We start from the raw sequence: 15,988 nt of genomic DNA, 5'->3' as shown, positions 1-15,988 counted from the left end.
CGGGCCGGCGCCCGATGACTTTGATAAACCCGTCTTGCATATGAACTCTTCCCTTTATTTTTCGTTACACGAGACTATCGTTTCATTTTGACAGACGTATGACGCGCCTGGTTCTTCGACATTCTTCGATCTATCGCGCCGCGGTACCTCCCCTATTTTCGGCAGGCTGCACGAGCGGAAACTGCCGTATCCGGAAAGTCCGAAAATACCGCGTCGACGCCCAAGCCGAAAAACTGCCGATATTCGTTCAGCGGATCCCCGCCGTAGTCGCTTGCCAGATAGCGGGGCTCGTTGCGAAACGTCCAGGCGTGGACGAATAATCCTACACTGTGCGCATCACGGATCACAGCGGTAGGTTCCCCGAGTTTCTCCCCGGAATCATCGGCTGAGCGGTCGCGTCCGGCGGAATCGGCAAAACCGACCAGATAACGTTTCCACGGCCCGATGCCGTCGGCATAGGTCTTGATCGCCTTTAAGCCATCCAAGGTTAACAGATCCGCATAAGTGCGTGGATCGCCGCTGACCGTGAAATCGTAAGGCTTGCCGGGCACCGGGCCGCCGTCGGGCGCGATACCGTCCCCGTCGATGAGCTGTACCAGCCGTATTTCGGTCAACTTCCTCAGGCCCTTCAAGTTGGTGGTCTCGAAGGACTGGATCACGACCGGAGCCGTGCTGCCGTTCAGCCCGTAGTGATCGAGCAATTCGATCAGTTTTTCCTCGAGCGGCAGTCCGACCGAGCGGTGATAAGTGGGATGCTTGGTTTCCGGATAAACGCCGATGACACGCCCGGTCCGATCGCTCGCCCGTTTTGCCAGTTCGATCACTTCTTGAAACGTTGGGATTTCGAAGCGGCCGTTGAACTGCTGTTCGCGGAACGGAAGGCGCTGCCGGGCGCGCAAGGTTTTTATTTCGGCGAGGGTGAAATCGTCGGCAAACCAGCCCTCCGCGCGTTTTCCGTCGATGGTCTTGGCCGTGCGCCGGGAGGCGAATTCGGGATGTGCCCCGACATCGGTGGTTTCCGTGATATTCAGCTCGTGCCGTGCGATCAGCGTACCGTCCTTGGTGGACACGAGATCGGGTTCGATGAAGTCGGCGCCCTGCTCTATCGCGAGTTCATAGGCGGCAAGCGTATGTTCGGGCAAATACCCGCTTGCGCCCCGGTGAGCGATGACGGCGGGCGGTTCCCCGCTTAAAGTCGGAAAGACGGAATGATGTGCACAGCCGGTCATAAGCAGAATGCAGCATGAGACAAATCCAAATCGAATTGCCCGGCGTTTGTGTTCGACCCCGGGCAAACCTAAAAGCGGCAGTTGCCGGAAGCAATTTCGCCGATTTCGACCGCGACCAAGCATACATCGTCTTCGAATTGTCCGCGAGACGAAAAGCCCCGCGCGGCGTCGACGAGTTCCTGAACCAAAGCCTCGCCCGATCGGCTCATACGCATCGCCGCCAGGTCGAGCAGGCGTTCCTGCCCCAGGATATCGTCATCCTCCAATCGAATCTCGAACAGCCCATCCGTGAAGAGCAACACCGCGTCCTGCGCTTTCAGTTCGGCGCTCCCGGTAAGGTAAGCCACTTCCGGTCTCACGCCCAGCACGCCGCCGTTGCTGGACTGCACGCAATCCAGGTGCACGGCCCTTCCGGACCCGCGGCTCAGATGGATGGGGCATGGATGTCCGGCATTGGCGTAACGTAGCTCGCCGACTCCGACATCGATCACCAGCGAAAAAGCGGACGCGAAGGTCGACAGGCTGCTGCCCTTCAAAATCTCGCAAAGGCTCCGGTTCAGCGCCGTCAGGAACAATCCCGGATCGCCGGCCGTCCCGCGATGATTCTGTATCAATGCGCGCATCATGGCCATGATCAAGGCGGCCTGGACGCCATGTCCCATGACATCGGCAATCAGAATCGCAATGGCGGCTTCGGAAATCGGAAACACTTCGAAATAATCGCCGCTCACCATACCGAAAGGGGCATAGTGACTGAAAACCCGCACGGCACTCATGGCCGGCAGGACATCGGGAGGAATCGTCGGTATGTTGCGCGGCAGCATGGCGAGCTGCACCTCGCGGGCCATGCGCAGATCGTCGGTCAACTGCTGGTTGCGGCGACCGATTTCGGCCTGTTTTTGCTCCAACTGCATGATGCTCTGCATCAGCAGCCGGGTCTGCAGGCGGACCAGGGTTTGTACCGAAATGAGTCCTACCAATGCACATCTGTCGTCGACCAGCAGCACGTCCTGATTGAAGCTTTCGCCGGTGCGCGAAAACACGCGCTGGAGCACGTCCGCCCATGACTGCTTGACGTTGATCAATAGCGGCTGTTCGACCAGGTGATTGCGAACCGGTGCCTTTCCGAACAGCGCGAAGCCGTATTGAGAGCCGAGGCACATGGCGATCTCGTGCCGCGCGCACAAGCCGACCACCCGCTTCTTATCGAGTATCGCGATATAACTGGCGTCGGCCTGCCGAAACTTTTCCTGCACGGAAGCCAGAGGTTCGTTCAGCTGCACGCAGGTCCGGTGATCCACCAAGGCCTCCCAGTCGATGTTCGACATCTCGGAAGTCGGTTCGGTGAGGGCCGGCGGGTTTTGCCCAATTTCGGTATCGATCATCGGCACGATGTCCACATGTCGGCGTTCCAACTGATGAAGCGCTATCTTACCCGAATCCAATCCCGGCAATATGCAAACCGCCCAAATGTCTTCAATTCCGCTTATGCGGGCGCCGGTATTTCGGAATTCGAAACTTTCCCGCCGGTTTTGGTTCGAAGTGTCAACTTCTCGTTTAGAATCTAGACTCATGCAGAACATAGGCTATCCGGACACGGTAAATCCGTTCCAAACATCCCGAAAAATGAGCTCCAGACCCAAACTCCAACGCAACCTTCAGCGGCGCCGGCTAGGCGGCGTCTGCGCGGGAATCGCGGATTATCTCGGCGTCGACGTTGCGCTGGTGCGTTTTCTCTTCATCTTGTCGGTATTTTTTTCTTTCAGTCTGACGATGTGGGTTTACCTGGCACTCTGGGCCCTGTTGCCGGCGGGAACCGAGACGCCGATCCCGGATGTATCCTGGCGTCTGTACCGTGAACTGAGGCGCATCGAGAAACTGGTCCGCAAAGTGCATCGCCGATTGCCGGCGCCGGTCGCCGACGAGGTTCAGGAAACCTTCGACGTGATCAAGTTCGTTGCCCCCTATTTCGAACGCATCGGCGTTTCGGCGAGGATGGTCGATTCGCTCAGGGAACTGGCTTTACTGCGTTTTCCGTCCATTTTGAAACAAATGCTCGCCTTCCCCGGAAACCTGCCCCCCTTCAAACGCGCCCGGCTCGAACTGACGGAACTCAGGGACGAATTTCAACGCGCCTCGAATGAACTGATCGATCAGGAAATACACCGCACCGTAGGCGATACCGAGCTGACTTCGCCGCAGGTCAGGCTGTGGAAAGAACGGCTCGCTCCTCTCCGTGAAATTCTGCGGGAACGAACCGATGAAAACACCCTGCGCACACTTGAACAAATCGAGGAGAAGCTGGCCTTTCTCATGGAAAGGACCGAAAGCGGAGGCGATCCGTTCGATCTGACGCCATTCGAAGTCCGCAAGATTGCGTTCGATTACCTGCCCGATACCGTCAATCAATATGTGTCGCTGCCGCCGAGTCTCGCCCGTTCGCAGCAGCTCAGCGGCGGCAAGACCGCCGAGGAATCGCTTAACGATCAACTGAATCTGCTCGACCGTGCCCTGCATGATCTCGCGAAGAGCCTGTTTGAAAAGGATGCTCAGGGCTTGCTGGTACACGGGCGATTTCTCAGGGAAAAATTCGCGGAACAATCGTTTCGACTGCCGAATTGACGGCCGAACCGGCTGATGATCCGGCGCCGCATCATCAGCTGCGGGTGATCCATCGTCCGAGAATTTTTTATGGAACAAACCGGTTTTGTCCGGATACGCCGCTTGCCCGTTGCGATACAATAGGCTATTCATCCAACCAGCCTGTAGGTTCGATTTATGTTTAGCAAGGGTATGGAGATCGCGGGATTTGACGACGAACTGTGGTCTGCGATCCAAAACGAAGAAACGAGACAAGAAGACCATATCGAGCTGATTGCCTCCGAAAACTATGCCAGTCCCAGGGTGTTGCAGGCGCAAGGTACCGTGCTCACCAACAAGTACGCCGAAGGTTATCCGGGTAAACGGTACTACGGCGGCTGCGAATACGTGGACGTCGTCGAAAGCCTGGCCATCGAGCGAGCAAAAGAGCTGTTCGGCGCCGACTTCGCCAACGTTCAGCCCCACTCCGGGTCGCAGGCCAACACCGCGGTTTACATGGCGCTTCTCGAACCGGGCGACACCATACTCGGCATGAGCCTGGCCCATGGCGGCCATCTGACCCATGGCGCAAAGGTCAATTTTTCCGGCAAGATTTACAATGCCGTCCAATACGGCCTCGATCCGGCCACCGGCCACATCGATTACGACCAGGTCGAATCCCTGGCCAAGGAATATCGGCCGAAGATGATCGTTGCCGGTTTCTCGGCCTATTCGCGCATCGTCGACTGGCAGCGCTTCCGCACCATCGCCGATTCCGTGGGCGCCTACCTGGTCGTGGACATGGCGCACGTCGCGGGACTGGTCGCGGCAGGCGTCTACCCCAGCCCGGTTCAGATCGCCGACGTCACCACGACGACCACCCACAAGACCTTGCGCGGCCCGCGCGGCGGCCTGATCCTGGCCAAATCCAACCCGGATATCGAGAAGAAGCTGAACTCCCTCGTCTTTCCCGGCATTCAGGGCGGCCCCCTGATGCACGTTATCGCGGCCAAGGCGGTTGCCCTGAAGGAAGCCGCTCAGCCGGACTTCAGGCAATATCAGGCGCAGGTGGTCGAAAACGCACGCGCCATGGCGCAGCGCTTCGTCGACCGTGGCTACAAGATCGTCTCCGGAGGCACCGACAACCATTTGTTCCTGGTCGATTTGATCGACAAGGGACTTACCGGCAAGCTGGCCGACGAAACCCTGGGGCACGCCAATATCACCGTGAACAAGAACGCCGTGCCCAACGACCCGCAGTCGCCGTTCGTGACCAGCGGCATTCGCATCGGCACGCCGGCCGTCACGACCCGCGGCTTTACCAAGGCTGACTGCGAAGCACTCGCCGGCTGGATGTGCGACGTACTCGACGAGCCGCAAAACGAAGCGGTGATCAACCGGGTGAAAGACGACGCACTGCAGATTTGCCGTAAATATCCCGTCTACGCGGACTGAGCGTTAGTTCCCGGAACCGCGCGGCTTTCTTGCCGGGCTGCCCCGTTCCGTTGACGACAAAGCCATAATGCGCTGTCCATTTTGCGGTGCTCAAGATACCCGAGTCATCGACTCCCGCTTGTCCCAGGAAGGCGATCAGGTGCGTCGGCGCCGCGAATGTACCGAATGCAAAGAGCGTTTCACGACCTACGAAGCAGCGGAACTGAACATGCCCCGGGTGATCAAGGCCAACGGCAGCCGGGAACCATTCCGGGAAGAAAAGCTGCGCGCCGGGATTCTGCGCGCTCTCGAAAAGCGCCCGGTGGGCAGCGACCGAATCGAAGCGTCCATCAACCGCATCAAGAAAAAACTCTTGGCTCGCGGCGATCGCGAGGTCTCGTCCCGATTCATCGGCGAAAGCGTGATGCAGGAACTCGGCGAGCTTGACCACGTCGCTTATGTCCGGTTTGCCTCGGTTTACCGGAGTTTCGAGGACGTGAACGAGTTTCGCGAGGTCATCGACCGGCTCGAAAAGCAACCGCACCCGAATGAAAAGAGGGACCAGCCGGACCTGTTCGACGACGAGCCGGAGCCGTAGTCCGATGGCGCCTTCGATGAAATTTTCCCGCGAGGACGCGGAGTTCATGTCCCGTGCGCTGCACCTGGCCGAGCGGGGCTTATTCACGACCGATCCCAACCCGCGCGTCGGCTGCGTCATCGTGAAAGACGGCCAAATCGTCGGCGAAGGCTGGCATCGACAAGCGGGCGGCCCTCACGCCGAGGTCGAGGCGCTTCGGCAAAGCGGCGCTCGTGCTCAAGGCGCAACCGCTTACGTCAGCCTGGAGCCGTGCTGCCATCACGGCAAGACGCCGCCCTGTACGGACGCGTTGGTAGCGGCCGGGGTTTCCCGCGTGGTGGCGGCCATGAAAGACCCGAATCCGCGGGTTTCGGGCGAGGGTTTGCGGATACTCGAAAATGCCGGCGTGAGTGTCGCATGCGGGCTGTTGGAAAACGCGGCGACGACCTTGAATCCCGGTTTCTGCAAACGCATGACAACGGGTCGTCCCTACATTCGCAGCAAGCTGGCCATGAGCCTGGACGGCCGCACCGCCCTGCCCTCCGGCGAAAGCAAATGGATTACCGGCGAAGACGCCCGGCGCGACGCCCATCGCTTGCGGGCGAGAAGCTCGGCCATCCTGACCGGCATCGGCACCGTGCTGCAGGACGACCCGGAACTGACGGCACGCTTGCCGGAATCGGCGGGCGAAATATTGCAGCCGGTTCGCGTGATCCTCGATTCCCGGCTACGCATGCCCGCGACCCGGCGTCTCGCCCAAGGGCGGAACCGCGCCGTGGCGTTGACGGCCCTATCAGATAAGGCGCGTAGTCAAGCGTTATCGGACCGTTTCGAGATCGAGACCTTGCCCGCAGCGCCGGACGGACGGCTGGACCTGACGGCGGTGGCCGATTGGCTCGGACACCGCCAGTTCAACGAAGTCCTGGTCGAGGCCGGTCCGATTCTGAACGGCGCCCTGCTCCGGGAAAATCTGGTGGACGAATGGATCATCTATGCCGCCCCGGTGGTGTTGGGCGATCGCGCGAACGGATTGTTCCACCTGCCCGACCTGACCCGCATGGCCGAGCGGTTCGAGCTGACGATCAGCGACGTGCGCCAAGTCGGGCGTGACATCAAACTGACCCTGCACAGAAAATAGCCTTTTCGAATTACCCACGAGCGCTTTATGTTCACCGGCATCATCCAAGCAATCGGAACCATCACTCGCATTGAGCCCAAAGGCGGCGATTGCCGCCTGACGGTCGCCACGGGCAAACTGCCGTTCGCCGATGTCCAGCTGGGCGACAGCATCGCGGTCAACGGCGTCTGCCTGACCGCCATAGAACTCGGCGATCGGCTCTTCGCCGCCGATGTCTCGCGCGAAACCCTGTCGCGCACCACTCTCGGCGACGCCAAAACCGGAACCCACGTCAATCTGGAACTCGCCCTGCTGCCCACCACCCGTCTCGGCGGGCATCTCGTCAGCGGCCATGTCGACGGCGTGGGCACGGTCGCAGCCAAGCATAGCGAAGCCCGCTCGGTGCGCTTCACCATCGAAGCGCCGGCCGGTTTGGCGAAATACATCGCCGAAAAAGGTTCGATCTGCATGGACGGCATCAGCCTGACGGTCAACGAAGTGAACGGCAACCGATTCGGCGTCAATATCGTCCCGCATACCCTGGCCGAAACCACGTTGGGCGAAACTGCCGTGGGACAGCGGGTCAATCTGGAAGTGGACATCCTGGCCCGTTACCTGGAGCGGCTCCTGCTCGGCGATCGCGCGGCCGAAAGCGGCCCGGCCATCACCGAAGAATTTCTCAAAAACACCGGTTTTATCGCTTAAGCATGAACAGCATCGAAGAGATCATCGAGGATATCCGCTTCGGCAAAATGGTCGTCATCATGGATGACGAAGACCGCGAAAACGAGGGCGATCTGGTCATGGCCGCGGTTCACACCCGCCCCCAGGACATCAATTTCATGGCGCGTTACGGCCGCGGATTGATCTGCCTGACACTGACCCGCGAGCGCTGTCAGCAGCTGCGCCTGCCCTTGATGGTGAACGAGAACAAGACGCCGCATTCCACCAATTTCACGGTGTCCATCGAAGCCGCGAGCGGCGTCACCACCGGCATTTCAGCCGCGGACCGCGCCTGCACCATACTCTGCGCCGTGGCCCCGGATGCCAAACCGGACGACCTGGTCCAGCCGGGTCACGTTTTTCCGCTGATGGCACAACCCGGGGGGGTGCTCAATCGGGCCGGACACACCGAGGCCGGATGCGACATCGCCCGGCTGGCCGGACTCGAACCCGCCGCCGTCATCGTCGAAATTCTCAACGAAGACGGTTCCATGGCACGCGGCCCCGATTTGGAGAAATTCGCGCAGGAGCACGGCCTCAAGATCGGAACCATCGCCGATTTGATTCATTACCGAATCCAGAACGAAAAGACCGTGGAACGGATCTGCTCCTGCGATTTCCCGACCGAATTCGGCAGATTCCGTCTTCACGCCTATCAGGATCAAGTCGACAAGCGCCTGCATCTGGCGCTGACCATGGGCGAAGTCGCCGGCGACGAGCCGGTGCTGGTGCGGGTACACGGACGCAATCTCCTGAACGATCTGTTCGGAGCCCGACGCAGCGACAGCGGCCTGCCCTTGCGCAACGCCATGCAACACATCGCCGCTGAAGGACGCGGAGTCCTGGTCGTCATCCGCAAGGAGGAGGACGACAAATTTCTGGTCGAACGCATACACCAGTACCAGATGGAAGACAACGGCATCGAAACGGCGATCGACGAACCGAAAACCGACGACTGGCGCACCACCGGAACCGGCGCCCAGATTCTGGCCGACCTGGGCGTACACAAGCTCCGCGTATTGGGCGCGCCCAAAAAATACCTGGGGTTATCCGGCTACGACCTGGAAGTGGTCGAATACGTTTCCTGAAAATTATTAGAGAGAACATCGATGTCCGACATCAAAACCTACGAGGGCCAACTCTTGGTCAAGGGTGCCCGCTTCTGCATCGTGGCGTCCCGTTTCAACAGCTTCATCGTCGACCATCTGGTCGCCGGCGCGGTCGATGCGCTGCTGCGGCACGGCGCGAGAAAAGAAGACATCCACCTGGTCAAGACGCCCGGCGCTTACGAACTGCCGCTCGCGGTGCAGAAAGCGGCGGTCTCCAAGCGTTACGATGCCATCGTGGCGGTGGGCGCCGTCATTCGCGGCTCGACGCCCCATTTTGATTACGTAGCCGGCGAATGCGTGAAGGGCATCAGCAGCATTTCGCTCAAGCATGACATTCCGGTCGCTTTCGGCGTCCTTACGGTGGACACCATCGAACAAGCCATCGAACGAGCCGGAACCAAGGCCGGGAACAAGGGCGCGGAAGCGGCCTTGTCCGCTGTCGAAATGGTCGATTTATTGAACCAGATGGGCTCGGCATGAGTAATCCGCGAACCCTGGCTCGCCGCTGCGCGGTACAGGCCGTTTATCAATGGCAGCTGAGCGATGCCAATTTGTCGGAGATCGAAACGCAGTTCCTCGGTGAATTGAAGGATGCCAAAGTCCTCTTCAGACGCTACAAGAATGGCTACGACCTGACCGAAAATGAACTGAACCTGCTCGAAGAGTTGCTGGAGAAATACTGCCGCCAGCGGGAAACGGAGAGCCGGCAGCCCGAGCGTCCGCCGCTGAATGATTTGATCGAGCATTGCCGCGCACCCGAAATCAACACTCGTTTCTTTAAAGAACTGCTGCACGGCGTGCCCGAACACCTTCGCACGATTGACGAGGCTCTGAGCGAATTCGCGGATCGCCCGGTCGCCGAGATCGACCCCGTGGAGCGGGCCATTCTGCGAATCAGCGCCTATGAGCTGCTGTTTCGCCTGGAAACCCCGTACCGGGTGGTACTCAACGAAGGCATCGATCTCGCCAAGCAGTTCGGCGCCGCGGAAAGCCACAGATACATCAATGGCATTCTGGATCGCGTAGCCCGCAAGCACCGCACGGCGGAAATTCAAATGCGGCACAAGTCCTAGCAGCCGCCGCAACGTTTTCTTCGCGGCACAGCATCATGGCTATAGGTGAATTCGAACTGATTCGCCGTTTTTTCACCAAGCAAGCCGTCAAGCAGGCTTCCACGGTTTTGGGCGTCGGCGACGACTGTGCCTTACTGCGCGTCGAGGAAAGGCAGGATCTGGCCGTAACCGCTGATACCCTGGTCGAAGGGGTGCACTTTCTGCCTGATGTCGACCCGGAAAGCCTGGGCCATAAGGTGTTGGCGGTAAATCTCAGCGATCTCGCCGCGATGGGCGCGGAACCCCGCTGGGTGACGCTGGCACTCACCCTTCCCCATCCCGAGCGCGCCTGGCTGCAAAGTTTCGCCAGGGGTTTCTTCGCCTTGGCCGAGCGCCATGGCGTAGAACTGGTCGGCGGAGATACCACACGCGGGCCTTTGACGATCACGGTACAGGCCCTCGGACTTGCGCCCCGGGAGCATGCTCTTCGGCGTTCCGGTGCCCGCCCCGGGGACCTGGTTTATCTGACGGGCGAATTGGGTACCGCAGGACTGGGACTCAAGATTCGTCAGGGCAGCACCGATATCGACGACCCGACTGCCGTCGTTCGCCTGGAAAAACCGGAACCCCGAATCGACGCGGGAATCAGGCTGCGCGGTCTGGCCAGCAGCTGCATCGACGTGTCCGACGGGCTCGCGGCCGATCTGGGACACATACTGGAAGCAAGCGGCGTGGGCGCTACGATCGAGTGGGACCGCCTGCCATTGACGGACGGCATATCCCGTTACATTGTGGAGACCGGCGACTGGCGGATGCCGCTATCGGCCGGAGACGATTACGAACTCTGCTTCACCGTTCCGCCGGCAAACCGGGACGCGCTGGAGCAGCGCCTGGCGGCAGGCGATTGTCCTTTCGCCCTGATCGGACGAATCGAGTCGCAGGCAGGGCTAAGGCTGTTAAGAGACGGCTGGTCCATCGAATTTTCCCAAGACGGATATCAGCACTTTACCCGTGATTAGTCAGACAAGAAAAACAAGATCCCACCGCCGCGTCAAACCGGCAGAAATTTTCGGTGATCCCCTGTGTTTCCTGGGATTCGGCTTCGGCTCCGGTCTCGCGCCGGTCGCCCCCGGAACCTTCGGAACGCTGGCCGCCATCCCGATCTACTGGCTTGTGGCCGATCTGAGCACTCCGGTTTACGCCTTCATCGTGATCGCGCTTGCGATCGCCGGGATTTTTATCTGCGGCCACTGCGAACAGCGTCTCGACGTGCAAGACCACCCCGGCATCGTGTGGGACGAGATCGTCGGCTTCTTGATCACCATGATGTTCGTGCCGGCTTCCTGGCAGTGGGTGGTCATCGGCTTTCTGGCCTTTCGGCTTTTCGACATCTGGAAGCCGTGGCCGATCGCCCTGCTGGACCGAACCGTCCACGGCGGGCTCGGAGTGATGCTGGATGATGTATTGGCCGGCGTTTACGCCGCCATCGGCCTTGTAATATTACGGAGCGGATTCGGGATCTGAAGCGCCGGAGCGCCTCCGCCGTCTTCCAATGTTAACGTTTAATTGCATCGAGGCCTCATTTCCGGTATAGTACCCGAAATCGACGCGGGGTGGAGCAGTCTGGTAGCTCGTCGGGCTCATAACCCGAAGGTCGTTGGTTCAAATCCAGCCCCCGCTACCAATTCCAGATACAAAACGCCGGCTAGCCCGGCGTTTTGTATTTCCGCCGTGCGAGTACCGTTCTCCGGAAGCAGGCGTCCACTTCCGATGAACTGCCTGAAGCACTCACCCAGCCGCTGTATCGTCAAGGTTTTCCAGACTGTCGAGCAACTTGCAGTAGATTCCTTTGGCCTCTGGGAAAAGTATCCACTTCCGGCACATGCCGGGCTGCAAGGTCTTACAGCCGTGCCGGGTCGTGTCCGGTGGGTTACGGCCTCCGGCCTAACCCACCCTCTCAAAAAAATTAATGACTTATCGAAAGCGATCTGGAATTACGCCATGTCCTGGGCAGCCGGTGCTGCCGAATCGAGCTGTTTCAGCTTGGACAGGTCGACACCCAGTCTGCGGCCCAGCGCTTCTTCATGTAACTGGGCATCGCTCTTTCCATCGGGATCGTTGTTTTGCTTGATGGCCCCGTATTCGGATGCAAAATCTTCGATATCGAGCAGTGTGTTGTATGCGGTCGTATGCTGGTAAGCCATCTGGGCCAGGAAGCGGGCCAGGTTTTCGAAATAGGGCTGGTAAGCCGAAAGACCCGAAGGGATCGCCAGGCCGATGTTTTTCAGCTTGGTCTGGATAGCCTCGTCGGTCGCCGTATCGAACGTCCCTGCCAGGCTGGTCCAGGGCGTGACCTGGTTGAAAAGGGAAAACGGATTGCCGGTATCCACGGCATTCAGTACCGCGGCGACGGCCAGTACGCCGGTGATCGCTTCCGCAGGCGTCGACCCCTTGGGCTGGGAGATGCTCGGCTCGTAAAGCGTGGGCACATCGGCCAGCGTACTGCTCTGCCAGGCCTGCGGGATCACGTCCAGCGTATTGTACTTGCTGGTATAGGACAGCGGCGCACCGTACTGGCTGAGTTCCGTACCCACGACATATTCATAATAGGCGGCCCAGGAGCCGTTGCCCGGTGTCGGACCGGCGGTGGGCCAGGCCTGTATGCTGTTGATCTTGCCGGACGCATTCCAGTTGCCGGAGGTCTGCTGCATATCGTGAAGGTACAGCGCCATGGCCGGGCTCAGCGCGCCGCCCAGGCTGTGTCCGGCCACCGCCAGCGTGGCCGCGTCTTTCAGTTTGCCGGCCGCCGTAGACAGCGCTTCGACCATGGTAGTCCCGTTGCTGTCCTGCATGCCCAGCAATATCTGAAGACCGGTCGCGGTGCCGCCGGAGACCGCGGCGAGCAGGTCCTCGAACGGGATGTGGACGTCGCTCCCGACGATGCTGCTCCAGCTTACCCGGCCGTTGACGGCAAAGTCTTCCTTGAACCAATCGTACATGGAATCGATGTTGGTGCCGGCAATCGCCAGCACGAACAGGTTCTGCGAAGGACTGTTGAACAGGACCATCGTGTTGTCGGCAACGACGGAACCGGCGCCGGGATCGTTGGAATAAACCACCGGTCCCCATACGGTAGTCCAGTCGCTGCCGATAAGCCCCTGAACCGTGCTGTTCGCGAGGGTCTGCGTAACCACCGTAACGGCATAGCTCTGCAATCCGGATACGCCGCCCCGTGCCTGGGTGAAGCTGACGCCGAAGGTTGCATTGGCCAGCATAGAAAGACTGTGGATCTGTTGCTCCTGTGAGTACTGTTCGCTCATTCTGTCATTCCTGTGAGTGAGGTGGGTTCATGAGGCGTCTTGGCAAAGATTTCTACTCAAGACAGCAGAGATTCCTTAAAGCGACCGCGGACCCGATCCAGAGTCGGTCCGTTCCGGTCGCTGCGGGGAGACCGGCATCCGGCTCCGGAAGAATCCTTGGAAAGCGTAGACCATTTTCCGAAAGCCAACTGCGCAGGCGCATTCCACCATCGAGCCGGCCCCGGAGAATCGGACAACCGGACTTTGAACATGGCGTATCCACCGGCAGGCAATCCACCCCTGTACCGCTATATGGCATAGCGGTACCGGCGGCAAGGCGAAAATACGGCGTTCTTTTCCATGTCTTGCATACCCCGGCGGCAATAGTCTCACGGCTACTCCGCAACAACCGGCGCGGCGGCCCGAAATACCAGGAGAGAGTTCGCGGGCCTGATCAATAACCCACAAAGTTCGCGAGAACGGCTCGCCGCCGTTCCGCCGGTGACCGTGGAACGCCCCCTGGGCAGCAGGGCGGGAATGGCGGTTTCGCTGTTCGGACCGCGTCCGGACGATTGCTCCCGAATCGCGAAGCGGCCACCGCGTGGATGAATGGGCCAAGAACCCGCTTCTCCGCCTAAGGCCGTTCAATGGCCCGGTCGTTCTCGGCAAGCACGCCACGTGTACCAAACTTGTGTCATGTACTGAACGATAAGCGATACACTAAGCCCGGTTCATCAGTCCGGCACAATAATAAATCTTAATGGCTCAATTGCTCTGCGTCGAAGAAGACGTTTCCCTGGCGCTTCTCGCACGGGCGAGTCTCGCGAAACTCGGTCATCGGCTGGATATCGCCGCAACCGGCGAAAAGGGTCAGGACAGGCTGGCAGCGGAACAATACGACCTCGTGATCCTCGGCCACACGGCGCCGCGGAAAGACGGCCTGACCATCCTTCGCAACATGCAGGCTCTGCCGTCGGCACCTCCCATCGTCATGGTCTGCGGAACGAAGGCCCTGGACGTCGCGGTGGACGCCCTGCGCCTGGGCGCCGCCGATTATGTGGTAAAGGACGAACACGGCGCATTCTTCGATCTTCTGCCGTCGGTTATTCAGGAAGTTCTGTGCCGAGAGCACCTGCTTCGTGCCCGGAAAGATACGGAAAACCTGAATCGAATTGCCGAGATGGTATTTCAAAACGTAGCGGAGGGAATCCTGATTACCGATCCGGACACGCGCATTATTGCAATCAATCCCGCATTCAGTTCAATCACCGGCTATACGACCGAGGAGATCATCGGCAATACGCCGTCGATTTTGAGTTCGGGCAGGCACGACAAGGCATTTTATCGGCGTATGTGGGAGGCCATCGAGCTTACCGGGCAATGGCAGGTGAGATTTGGAACAAGCGGAAAAATAAGGATGTCTATCCCCAATGGCTGACCATCAACGTTGTAAAAGACGCCGACGGCCGCTTGACGAACTACATCGCGACCATTTCGGGCATCACGGAACGCAAGCAAATCGAGGATCGCCTTCACAGTCTCACACATTACGATACCTTGACCGGACTTCCCAACCGGGAATTGTTCAACATGCGGCTGAAGGAGGCCATCCAGCGGACGAGGCAAAACAATTCCGGCCTTGCTCTGCTGTTCATCGATCTCGACCGATTCAAAACGGTCAACGACTCACTGGGACACAACGCCGGCGACGAGCTGCTGCAGCAAGCCGCAGCCCACGTGAAACAGTCGGTACGAGAAAGCGACCTCGCGGCGCGATTCGGAGGCGATGAATTCACGGTCATTCTCGAAAACATCACCGACCCGCAAAAGACCCAAATCGTCGCCCAAAAGATCATCCAGGCGCTGAGCCTGCCGATTAACCTGCGGCACCATCAGGTTTTCATTTCGCCCAGTATCGGAATTGCGTTCTATCCTTCCGACGCGATTGAAATCGAGGAATTGATCAAGAATGCCGACCGCGCCATGTATACGGCCAAATGCGAAGGGCGCAATACCTTCAAGTTCTATTCGCCCGGCATGAATGCCACGGCTCTCGAACGACTGACACTGGAGACCCAGCTCCGCTTGGCTCTCGCGAAGAATCAGTTCGTTCTGAACTATCAACCCCAAATCGATCTCCCCAGCGGACGCATCGTCGGGGTGGAAGCCCTGATTCGGTGGAACCACCCCGAGTTCGGGCCGGTGCCGCCGGATCGATTCATACCCCTGCTCGAAGAAACCAATCTGATCCTTCCGGTCGGCGCATGGGCTTTGCGGACGGGCTGCCGGCAACTGCGGGAATGGCACAGGCTGGGGCTGTATCCGCTACGCCTGGCCGTCAATATTTCCGTTCGGCAGTACCGCCTCGATCATCTCGTTCCGCTGCTCGACACCATCATCGGGGAAACCCAGGTCGATCCAAGCTGCCTGGAACTCGAAATAACCGAAAGCATCATGATCGAAAACCTGGAAGCCACGCTGCAAATCTTCGAAGCCTTGCACGCACGGCGTATCAGAATTTCGATCGACGATTTCGGTACCGGCTATTCCTCTTTGAGTTATCTGCAACGCCTGCCTATCGACGCGCTGAAGATCGATCGTTCGTTCATCCAGAACATCCATACTTCCGCGAGCGACATGAAAATCACCAAGGCAATCATTTCGCTGGCGCACAGCCTGGGAATCAAAGTCATTGCCGAGGGTATCGAGAATGCCCAGCACCTGGGCTTTTTAAAAGACGCGCGATGCGAGGAGGGACAAGGCTACTTCATCATGAAAGCCATGCCCGCGCCTTCCTTGACCGACAGGTTGCTACGCCGCTTGCCCGACCGGACCGGCATTCACGATTCGGAAAGGTAAGCGTCCGCT

The 15,988-nt window shown here is 59.3% G+C and carries 15 protein-coding genes and 1 tRNA gene; 13 read left to right on the top strand and 3 right to left on the bottom strand.

Features of this window, described 5'->3' with window-relative positions:
- Positions 1 to 152: 152 nt before the first annotated feature.
- Positions 153 to 1,229, bottom strand: a complete 1,077-nt coding sequence (locus tag sS8_RS00685) for a glycerophosphodiester phosphodiesterase (protein ID WP_119627960.1) — start codon at positions 1,227 to 1,229, stop codon at positions 153 to 155.
- Between the two features lie 68 nt (positions 1,230 to 1,297).
- Positions 1,298 to 2,644 (bottom strand): SpoIIE family protein phosphatase, encoded by a 1,347-nt coding sequence (locus tag sS8_RS00680; protein WP_170160888.1) that lies wholly within the window; start codon positions 2,642 to 2,644, stop codon positions 1,298 to 1,300.
- Between the two features lie 211 nt (positions 2,645 to 2,855).
- Here sS8_RS00680 and sS8_RS00675 point away from each other — a divergent pair, with 211 nt between their 5' ends.
- The 11 genes from sS8_RS00675 (at position 2,856) to sS8_RS00625 (ending at position 11,505) form a co-directional block, all read left to right on the top strand.
- On the top strand, positions 2,856 to 3,851 hold the full coding sequence (locus sS8_RS00675) for a PspC domain-containing protein (RefSeq protein WP_119627958.1): 996 nt from the start codon (positions 2,856 to 2,858) through the stop codon (positions 3,849 to 3,851).
- 156 nt (positions 3,852 to 4,007) lie between these two features.
- Positions 4,008 to 5,264, top strand: a complete 1,257-nt coding sequence (gene glyA, locus sS8_RS00670) for a serine hydroxymethyltransferase (RefSeq protein WP_119627957.1) — start codon at positions 4,008 to 4,010, stop codon at positions 5,262 to 5,264.
- Between the two features lie 67 nt (positions 5,265 to 5,331).
- A complete protein-coding gene (gene nrdR / locus sS8_RS00665; RefSeq protein WP_119627956.1) occupies positions 5,332 to 5,841 on the top strand; it encodes a transcriptional regulator NrdR in 510 nt (169 codons plus the stop codon).
- Between the two features lie 4 nt (positions 5,842 to 5,845).
- Entirely contained in the window at positions 5,846 to 6,958 is a 1,113-nt protein-coding gene (gene ribD / locus sS8_RS00660) for a bifunctional diaminohydroxyphosphoribosylaminopyrimidine deaminase/5-amino-6-(5-phosphoribosylamino)uracil reductase RibD (RefSeq protein WP_119627955.1), read from the top strand.
- Positions 6,959 to 6,985: 27 nt separating this feature from the next.
- Complete coding sequence (locus tag sS8_RS00655; RefSeq protein WP_119627954.1) at positions 6,986 to 7,642, top strand: riboflavin synthase; 657 nt, start codon at positions 6,986 to 6,988, stop codon at positions 7,640 to 7,642.
- Positions 7,643 to 7,644: 2 nt separating this feature from the next.
- Complete coding sequence (gene ribBA / locus sS8_RS00650; protein ID WP_119627953.1) at positions 7,645 to 8,748, top strand: bifunctional 3,4-dihydroxy-2-butanone-4-phosphate synthase/GTP cyclohydrolase II; 1,104 nt, start codon at positions 7,645 to 7,647, stop codon at positions 8,746 to 8,748.
- Between the two features lie 21 nt (positions 8,749 to 8,769).
- Positions 8,770 to 9,249 carry a 6,7-dimethyl-8-ribityllumazine synthase gene (gene ribH, locus sS8_RS00645; RefSeq protein ID WP_119627952.1) on the top strand — a complete coding sequence of 160 codons (480 nt, stop codon included), beginning with the start codon at positions 8,770 to 8,772 and terminating at the stop codon, positions 9,247 to 9,249.
- The gene (gene nusB, locus sS8_RS00640; RefSeq protein ID WP_119627951.1) at positions 9,246 to 9,842 is read left to right on the top strand and encodes a transcription antitermination factor NusB; all 597 of its coding nucleotides are present in this window, start codon (positions 9,246 to 9,248) and stop codon (positions 9,840 to 9,842) included. Before ribH ends, nusB begins: the two co-directional genes overlap by 4 nt.
- Before the next feature lie 35 nt (positions 9,843 to 9,877).
- Positions 9,878 to 10,840, top strand: a complete 963-nt coding sequence (gene thiL, locus sS8_RS00635; RefSeq protein WP_119627950.1) for a thiamine-phosphate kinase — start codon at positions 9,878 to 9,880, stop codon at positions 10,838 to 10,840.
- Positions 10,833 to 11,345 carry a phosphatidylglycerophosphatase A family protein gene (locus sS8_RS00630; protein ID WP_331852274.1) on the top strand — a complete coding sequence of 171 codons (513 nt, stop codon included), beginning with the start codon at positions 10,833 to 10,835 and terminating at the stop codon, positions 11,343 to 11,345. Before thiL ends, sS8_RS00630 begins: the two co-directional genes overlap by 8 nt.
- An 83-nt stretch (positions 11,346 to 11,428) precedes the next feature.
- A tRNA-Met gene (locus sS8_RS00625) sits at positions 11,429 to 11,505 on the top strand.
- A gap of 310 nt (positions 11,506 to 11,815) precedes the next feature.
- Here the strand turns inward: sS8_RS00625 and sS8_RS00620 are convergent.
- On the bottom strand, positions 11,816 to 13,141 hold the full coding sequence (locus tag sS8_RS00620; RefSeq protein ID WP_119627949.1) for a lipase family protein: 1,326 nt from the start codon (positions 13,139 to 13,141) through the stop codon (positions 11,816 to 11,818).
- Between the two features lie 739 nt (positions 13,142 to 13,880).
- Here sS8_RS00620 and sS8_RS00615 point away from each other — a divergent pair.
- Positions 13,881 to 14,558 (top strand): PAS domain-containing response regulator, encoded by a 678-nt coding sequence (locus sS8_RS00615; protein WP_119627948.1) that lies wholly within the window; start codon positions 13,881 to 13,883, stop codon positions 14,556 to 14,558.
- A complete protein-coding gene (locus sS8_RS00610; RefSeq protein ID WP_119627947.1) occupies positions 14,501 to 15,979 on the top strand; it encodes a putative bifunctional diguanylate cyclase/phosphodiesterase in 1,479 nt (492 codons plus the stop codon). The genes sS8_RS00615 and sS8_RS00610 overlap by 58 nt, the downstream gene beginning before the upstream one ends.
- Positions 15,980 to 15,988 lie beyond the last annotated feature (9 nt).

The sequence above is a fragment of the Methylocaldum marinum genome (assembly GCF_003584645.1).
Lineage (GTDB): Bacteria > Pseudomonadota > Gammaproteobacteria > Methylococcales > Methylococcaceae > Methylocaldum > Methylocaldum marinum.
The sequence above is the reverse complement of the archived record's forward strand: the minus strand, read 5'-3'. Positions and strand labels throughout refer to the sequence as shown.

Excerpts from the sequence above, each read along its gene's own strand:
- sS8_RS00685 (WP_119627960.1), bottom strand. The coding sequence starts at position 1,229 with ATGACCGGCTGTGCACATCATTCCGTCTTTCCGACTTTAAGCGGGGAA.
- sS8_RS00675 (WP_119627958.1), top strand. The coding sequence starts at position 2,856 with ATGAGCTCCAGACCCAAACTCCAACGCAACCTTCAGCGGCGCCGGCTA.
- glyA (WP_119627957.1), top strand. The coding sequence starts at position 4,008 with ATGTTTAGCAAGGGTATGGAGATCGCGGGATTTGACGACGAACTGTGG.
- nrdR (WP_119627956.1), top strand. The coding sequence starts at position 5,332 with ATGCGCTGTCCATTTTGCGGTGCTCAAGATACCCGAGTCATCGACTCC.
- ribD (WP_119627955.1), top strand. The coding sequence starts at position 5,846 with ATGGCGCCTTCGATGAAATTTTCCCGCGAGGACGCGGAGTTCATGTCC.
- sS8_RS00655 (WP_119627954.1), top strand. The coding sequence starts at position 6,986 with ATGTTCACCGGCATCATCCAAGCAATCGGAACCATCACTCGCATTGAG.
- ribBA (WP_119627953.1), top strand. The coding sequence starts at position 7,645 with ATGAACAGCATCGAAGAGATCATCGAGGATATCCGCTTCGGCAAAATG.
- ribH (WP_119627952.1), top strand. The coding sequence starts at position 8,770 with ATGTCCGACATCAAAACCTACGAGGGCCAACTCTTGGTCAAGGGTGCC.
- nusB (WP_119627951.1), top strand. The coding sequence starts at position 9,246 with ATGAGTAATCCGCGAACCCTGGCTCGCCGCTGCGCGGTACAGGCCGTT.
- thiL (WP_119627950.1), top strand. The coding sequence starts at position 9,878 with ATGGCTATAGGTGAATTCGAACTGATTCGCCGTTTTTTCACCAAGCAA.
- sS8_RS00620 (WP_119627949.1), bottom strand. The coding sequence starts at position 13,141 with ATGAGCGAACAGTACTCACAGGAGCAACAGATCCACAGTCTTTCTATG.
- sS8_RS00615 (WP_119627948.1), top strand. The coding sequence starts at position 13,881 with ATGGCTCAATTGCTCTGCGTCGAAGAAGACGTTTCCCTGGCGCTTCTC.
- sS8_RS00610 (WP_119627947.1), top strand. The coding sequence starts at position 14,501 with ATGGCAGGTGAGATTTGGAACAAGCGGAAAAATAAGGATGTCTATCCC.